The organism is Methylorubrum podarium (assembly GCF_022179745.1).
Classification (GTDB): Bacteria; Pseudomonadota; Alphaproteobacteria; order Rhizobiales; family Beijerinckiaceae; genus Methylobacterium; species Methylobacterium podarium.
This window is the reverse complement of record NZ_BPRD01000459.1, coordinates 1-6669: the sequence shown is the minus strand read 5'-3', so window position 1 is coordinate 6669 and position 6669 is coordinate 1. Positions and strand designations below refer to the sequence as shown.

General features: G+C 71.0%; 6 protein-coding genes. All 6 read left to right on the top strand.

Going from position 1 to position 6669, the window contains the following annotated elements; translation table 11 throughout:
• Positions 1 to 25: 25 nt before the first annotated feature.
• Positions 26 to 958 (top strand): UDP-N-acetylmuramate dehydrogenase, encoded by a 933-nt coding sequence (gene murB, locus MFF42_RS20700; RefSeq protein WP_238257433.1) that lies wholly within the window; start codon positions 26 to 28, stop codon positions 956 to 958.
• Positions 959 to 995: 37 nt separating this feature from the next.
• A complete protein-coding gene (locus MFF42_RS20695) occupies positions 996 to 1883 on the top strand; it encodes an SMI1/KNR4 family protein (RefSeq protein ID WP_238257432.1) in 888 nt (295 codons plus the stop codon).
• A gap of 62 nt (positions 1884 to 1945) precedes the next feature.
• Positions 1946 to 2869 carry a D-alanine--D-alanine ligase gene (locus MFF42_RS20690; protein ID WP_238257431.1) on the top strand — a complete coding sequence of 308 codons (924 nt, stop codon included), beginning with the start codon at positions 1946 to 1948 and terminating at the stop codon, positions 2867 to 2869.
• Positions 2836 to 3774: a cell division protein FtsQ/DivIB gene (locus tag MFF42_RS20685; protein WP_238257430.1), complete on the top strand. Its 939-nt coding sequence runs from the start codon at positions 2836 to 2838 to the stop codon at positions 3772 to 3774. Before MFF42_RS20690 ends, MFF42_RS20685 begins: the two co-directional genes overlap by 34 nt.
• Before the next feature lie 77 nt (positions 3775 to 3851).
• Complete coding sequence (ftsA, locus tag MFF42_RS20680; protein WP_238257429.1) at positions 3852 to 5174, top strand: cell division protein FtsA; 1323 nt, start codon at positions 3852 to 3854, stop codon at positions 5172 to 5174.
• A gap of 103 nt (positions 5175 to 5277) precedes the next feature.
• Positions 5278 to 6669 (top strand): cell division protein FtsZ (ftsZ, locus tag MFF42_RS20675; protein WP_238257428.1); only part of this gene is annotated, 1392 nt, incomplete at its 3' end.

Here is a 6669-nt window from a genome sequence, read left to right as displayed (position 1 = left end):
GTGCGGGGAGAGGGGGAGATCCTGGATGACCGCCTTTCCCGATCTGATCGAAAACATCCGCGCCGCCGCGCCGAACCTCCGCGGCCGGCTCCTCGAAAACCAGTCGCTCGCCGACCTCACATGGTTCCGCGTCGGCGGGCCGGCGCAGGTTCTGTTCAGCCCGGCCGACGAGGAAGACCTTTCGCAATTCCTCGCCGCCCTCGACCCATCCGTGCCGGTCACGGTGATCGGTCTCGGCTCGAACCTGATCGTGCGCGACGGCGGCATTCCCGGGGTGACGATCCGGCTCGGCGGCAAGGCGTTCGGCTCGGTCGAGATCGATGCGGAGACCATCCGCGCCGGGACCGCCGTACCGGACATGCGGCTTGCCAAGGCGGCGGCGGAAGCCTCCCTCGCCGGGCTCGCCTTCTTCCGCGGCATTCCCGGCTCCGTCGGCGGCGCGCTGCGCATGAACGCCGGAGCGCATGGCGGCGAGACCACCGACGTGCTGGTGGAGGTGCGCGGCATCGACCGAAAGGGCGAGGTCCGCCGTTTCACCCATGCCGAGATGGGCTTTCGCTATCGCCATTCCTCGGCGCCCGAGGACGTGATCTTCACCGGTGCGACCTTCCACGGCCGGCCGGGAGACCGCGAAGAGATCGAGGCGGAGATGGAGCGCGTCACCGCCGCCCGCGAGGCGGCGCAACCGATCCGCGAGCGGACCGGCGGCTCGACCTTCAAGAACCCGGAGGGCGGCAAGGCGTGGCAGCTCATCGACGCCGCCGGCTGCCGCGGGCTGACCATGGGCGGCGCCCAGGTCTCGGAGATGCACTGCAACTTCCTGATCAATCGCGGCGGCGCCACCGCGGCCGACATCGAAGGGCTCGGCGAGGAGGTTCGGCGCCGGGTGCGCGATCACTCGGGTTTCGAGCTGCACTGGGAGATCAAGCGGATCGGCGTCGAGGCGTCGCCCGCCTGACGGATCGCCCGCGTCGAGACCGGAGGAAGGATCGCCCATGGATCGAACCGACCCCTCAGCCGTCGCAGAGCATCTCGGCAGGCTCATCGACGACGTCGCCGCGGGTGCCGACGCGGCGCGGACGGGCGGCGACATCCTGCGCCTGCGGGACCGGCTCAACCGCGAATGGGACGCCGCTCAACCGGGTGCCCATCTCTCCGACGAGACCTACACCGCCCTGCGGCTTCGCTGTGGGGCGGCGCATGACCGTCTGACCGAGCGCTTCGTCTCCATCCGGGACCTCACCCCGCAGCCCGAGCCGCTGCTCGAAATCGATCCCGAGCCCCCGACGGTCGAGGCGTTCTTCGAAGGGGCCGCACCGGTCGCGGGTTGGGCGGTCGAGTCGGAGGCGGCGATCCGCGCCGTGGAGACCCGCCTCGGGCTGAGCCTGCCCGCGACGCTCCAGGCGCTCTACCGGCTCCGCAACGGCGGCCCGACGGACTTCTTCCTCGCCACCGATATCCCCGACGCGCCCCTGCGGTTCGCAGGGGACGAGGCGGTCGGCGAGGCCTCCGAATTCTGGCGGACGGTGCTGCCGGGCTTCGGCCTGACCGCCCTGGACCGGCTGGAAACCCTCGGCGCGATCAGCGACGGGATCGATTTCGGCGGCGAGGACGAATCCTGGCGGGCCGCTCTGCCGGGGATCGACCGCATGATCCCGATCAGCAATCACGGTTCCGACCTTTGGCTCTGCCTCGACTACGCGGATGCCGCCCCCGAGCCATCGGTGGTGCTGTTCGACGCGACGTCGCTCGAGCGGCCCGGCACCATCGCCTTCCGCCGTCCCGATTTCTCGACGTTCTTCGCCGGGCTCCGGCGGCACGGCATCACCGTCGAGGACGGCGTAGCCATGCGCGGCCTACGCGTCCTCGGCGAGGATGCCTGAATGCTCCTCCCGCCTCACCGGGCGTCCGAGACGCCGAACCAGCCCTGAAAGGCTCGCATCCGATGTCCAAGCACGTCGCCGTCCTGATGGGCGGCTGGTCCTCCGAGCGGGAGATCTCGCTTCGCTCCGGCAATGCCTGCGCCGACGCGCTCGAAGGCGAGGGCTACCGCGTCACCCGCGTCGATGTGGGACCCGACATCGCCTCCGTGCTGACCGACCTGAGACCCGACGCGGCGCTGAACGCCCTGCACGGGCCGGCGGGCGAGGACGGCACGATCCAAGGCCTCCTGGAGATCCTGAAGATCCCCTACACCCATTCCGGCGTGCTCGCCTCGGCGCTCGCCATGCACAAGGAGCGTGCCAAAACGGTCATGCGCGCGGCCGGAGTCAGCGTTCCGGAGGGCCGCGTCGTTAACCGTCATGATGCGGCGAAGTCACACCCGTTAACCCCTCCCTACGTCGTGAAGCCGATCGCCGAGGGCTCCTCCATGGGGGTCATCATCGTCCGCGAGGAGCGCTCCCACCCGCCCCAGATCCTCGCCTCCGACGAGTGGGTCTACGGCGAGGAAGTCCTTGCAGAGACTTACGTTGCCGGCCGCGAGCTGACCTGCGCGGTGATGGGCGACCGGGCGCTCGGGGTGACCGAGATCAAGCCCGTCTCGGGGGAGTGGTACGACTTCGATGCGAAGTACGCGGGAGGGGGGTCGATTCACGTCCTTCCGGCGGATCTTAAACTAAATGTTTACCAGCGTGTCCAAGAGTTGGCGTTAACGGCGCATCAAGCACTGGGATGCCGTGGCGTCAGCCGTGCCGACCTTCGTTACGACGACACGCCGGGGGGAACCGGCGCCCTCGTCGTCCTCGAAGTCAACACGCAGCCAGGGATGACCCAGACGAGCCTTGTGCCGGAGATCGCGGCCCATGCAGGCCTGAGTTTCGGTGAACTCGTCCGATGGATGGTGGAGGACGCTTCTCTCAACCGCTGAACGCCGCCGGCACGCCCGGCGGCGGCGGATTCCTCGCGGGCCTCCGGCTTCCGAGGATCCTCAGGCGGTTCTCGTCGGCGCGCCGGCTCCGGCCGGCGGTGCCGATCGAGGCGCGGGTGCCGCGGCTCGCCGGCACCGCGCTGGTCGCGGGCCTCGCCGGCACCGTCGCGCTCGCTGGCTTCGTCATGAGCGGACGCTACGACGGCTTCGTCGCCGAGAACGGCCGTCCCCTCGACATCCTCGCCCGGCTCGCCGGCTTCGGCGTCGAGCGGGTGACCATCACCGGCCTGTCGCGGATGTACGAGCGGGAGGTGCTGAGCACCGCCAGCATCGACTGGCGCTCCTCCGTGCCGTTCCTCGACGTCGATGCGGTGCGAGAGCGCCTGCTGGCCGAGAAGCTGATCGCCAGCGCCTCCGTGCGCAAGCTCTACCCCAACGAGATCGTCATCAACCAGGTCGAGCGGGAGCCCGCCGCCCTGTGGCAGCAGAACGGCGAGATCCAGGTGATCGCCGCCGACGGCAAGGTGATCGACGACCTGCGCGACGAGCGCTACGTCAACCTGCCCCTCGTCGTCGGCGCCGGCGCCAACGAGCGCCTCAAGGAATATCTCGACCTGATCGAGGCGGCCGGACCGCTGGGTTCGCGCATCCGCGCCGGCACCTACGTCTCCGGCCGGCGCTGGACGCTCAAGCTCGACGGCGTCGACATCCGCCTGCCCGAGACCGATCCCGCCGAGGCGCTGGCCCGCCTGGTCCGCCTGGAGCGGGACAGCAGGATTCTGGAGAAGGACATCATCGCCGTCGACCTGCGCATGGCCGACCGGGTGGTGGTGCGGCTGACCGAGGAGGCCGCGGCCGCCCGGGCCGAGAGCCGCAAGAAGCCGAAGAAGGGGACGGCGACATGAATGCCGCCCGTCCCGCCGCCGCCCTCTACCCCGTGTCTTTTCGCGTGTCCTCTCGCGTATCCGCCGAGTAGCGTCCGATGCAGACCCACCACGGCCTCACGCCGCGCCTGAAGCCGCTCTCCGCCCGCCGGAGCGCGACGATGTCGGTTCTCGACATCGGCACCAGCAAGGTCGTCTGCCTCATCGCCGAGCTGCAGCCGGCCGAGGCGATGTCGACCCTGCGCGGCCGCACGCATCTCGCCCGCATCATCGGCATCGGCCATCAGCGCTCGCTCGGGCTGAAGGGCGGCGCCATCGTCGATCTGGAGGCCGCCGAGGGCGCGATCCGTCAGGCGGTCCACGCCGCCGAGCGGATGGCCAAGGCCGAGGTCCAGTCGGTCATCGTCAACATCTCCGGCGGGCGCATCGCCTCGCAGCATTTCGAGGCGCGGGTGAACGTCCGCTCCGGCACCGTCACCGGCGCCGACGTCGAGCGCGTTCTGGAGACCGCGAGCGCCCACGGCGTCAGCCCCGGCCGCGCCGTCCTGCACGCCCTGCCGACCGGCTACGCGCTGGACGGCCAGGGCGCGGTGATCGATCCCTCGGGCATGATCGGCAGCGCGCTGGGTGTCGATCTCCACGTCGTCACCGCGGAGGCGGCCGCCGCGCGCAACCTGATGTTGGCGGTGGAGCACTGCCATCTCGGCGTCGATGCGGTGATCGCCACCCCCTACGCCGCCGGCCTCTCGGCGCTGGTGGACGACGAGGCGGAACTCGGCTGCGCCGTCGTCGACATGGGCGGCGGCACCACCAGCGTCGGCGTCTTCATGGGCGGGCACCTCGTCCATTGCGACGCGGTCGCCGTCGGCGGCCACCACGTCACCATGGACATCGCCCGCGGCCTCTCCACCCGCGTCTCCGTCGCCGAGCGGCTGAAGACGCTCTACGGCTCGGCCATCGCCACGGCCTCCGACGAGCGGGACATGATCGCCGTCCACGGCGTCGGCGAGGACGAGGGCGAGGCGCCCGGCCACGTGCCGCGCTCGCAGCTCGTGCGCATCGTCAAGCCGCGGGTCGAGGAGGTTCTCGAACTCGTGCGCGACCGCCTGCGCAACGCCGGCTTCGGCGCCCAGGCCGGGCGCCGGGTGGTGCTCACGGGCGGGGCGAGCCAGCTCGTCGGCCTGCCGGAGACGGCCCGCCGCATCCTTCAGGGACAGGTCCGGATCGGGCGCCCGCTCGGCATCCGCGGCCTGCCCGAAGCCGCCAAGGGGCCCGCCTTCTCGGCCTCGGTCGGCCTGCTGGTCTACCCGCAGGTGGCGCATGCGGAGCATTTCGAGCCGCGGGGGCAGGGCGCCTTCGCCGGCACGGGAACGGACGGATACTTCTCGCGGGTCGGTCGCTGGATCCGGGAAAGTTTCTGAAGGACGACCCGCACGGCAGAGTCGCCAGCGCGGGACAAGCAAGACAGGGCAGGCGTCACAAGGCGTCGTTCAGGCAATCGAAAGTCACGAAGGGTTCGACCACATGGCCATCTCTCTTCAGGCTCCGGACATCCGGGAACTCAAGCCCCGCATCACCGTCTTCGGCGTCGGCGGCGCGGGCGGCAACGCCGTCAACAACATGATCGAGTCGGGCCTGCTCGGCTGCGAGTTCGTCGTGGCCAACACCGACGCCCAGGCGCTGACCTCCTCGAAGGCCGAGCGCGTGATCCAGATGGGCATCGGCGTGACGCAGGGCCTCGGCGCCGGCTCGCACCCCGAGGTCGGCTCGGCGGCGGCCGAGGAGGTCATCGACGAGATCCGCGACCAGCTCTCGGGCGCGCACATGGCATTTATCACCGCCGGCATGGGCGGCGGCACCGGCACCGGCGCGGCGCCCGTCATCGCCCGCGCGGCGCGTGACATGGGCATCCTGACGGTCGGCGTCGTCACGAAGCCCTTCCAGTTCGAGGGCATGCGCCGGATGCGCACGGCCGAGGCCGGCATCCAGGAGCTCCAGGCGGCGGTCGACACCCTGATCGTCATCCCGAACCAGAACCTGTTCCGGGTCGCCAACGAGAAGACCACCTTCGCCGACGCCTTCGCGATGGCCGACCAGGTGCTCTACTCGGGCGTCGCCTGCATCACCGACCTGATGGTCAAGGAAGGCCTGATCAACCTCGACTTCGCCGACGTGCGCGCGATCATGCGCGGCATGGGCAAGGCGATGATGGGCACCGGCGAGGCGTCCGGCGAGAACCGCGCCAACCGCGCCGCGGAGGCCGCCATCGCCAACCCGCTCCTCGACGACGTCTCGATGAAGGGCGCCCGCGGCCTGCTGATCTCGATCACCGGCGGCTCGGACCTCACCCTCTACGAACTCGACGAGGCCGCCACCCGCATCCGCGAGGAGGTCGATTCCGACGCCAACATCATCCTCGGCGCCACCTTCGACGAGAGCCTCGACGGCATCATCCGCGTGTCGGTCGTCGCCACCGGCATCGAGCCGGCGCTGATCTCGGCCGATTCCCCGAACAACCCGGAGATCGCCCAGACCGAGCAGCGCATCGCCGAGGTCGCCGAGCGCCTGCGCTCCGAGGCCCGCGCCCGCGCCTCCGCCGCGCTCAGCCCCGCCTCGACGCATCAGCCGGTGCATCAGACCGCGCATCAGACGGCGCCCCGCATGGCTTCTCCCGAGCCGCTGCTGGCCCCGAACGCGTCGCCGCGGGCGATGCTGTCCGAGCCGGCCGCGCCGGAGCCGATGCGCGCCGAGCCGGCCCCGGCCCTGCACCACCACGACGTCGTGCTGACCCAGGCCCCGGCCCGCGCCGCCGTCCCGGCCTACGAGCCGCCGGCCCCGGTCCAGGCCCAGGAGCCCGCCCCGGTCGCGAACGGCCCCTACGTGCCGCCGCGCCCGCAGCTCGCCCGCCCGCCGCGC

What these genes read in the sequence shown, in the direction of transcription:
- murB (WP_238257433.1), top strand. Translation starts at nt 26, where the DNA reads ATGACCGCCTTTCCCGATCTGATCGAAAACATCCGCGCCGCCGCGCCG.
- MFF42_RS20695 (WP_238257432.1), top strand. Translation starts at nt 996, where the DNA reads ATGGATCGAACCGACCCCTCAGCCGTCGCAGAGCATCTCGGCAGGCTC.
- MFF42_RS20690 (WP_238257431.1), top strand. Translation starts at nt 1,946, where the DNA reads ATGTCCAAGCACGTCGCCGTCCTGATGGGCGGCTGGTCCTCCGAGCGG.
- MFF42_RS20685 (WP_238257430.1), top strand. Translation starts at nt 2,836, where the DNA reads ATGGATGGTGGAGGACGCTTCTCTCAACCGCTGAACGCCGCCGGCACG.
- ftsA (WP_238257429.1), top strand. Translation starts at nt 3,852, where the DNA reads ATGCAGACCCACCACGGCCTCACGCCGCGCCTGAAGCCGCTCTCCGCC.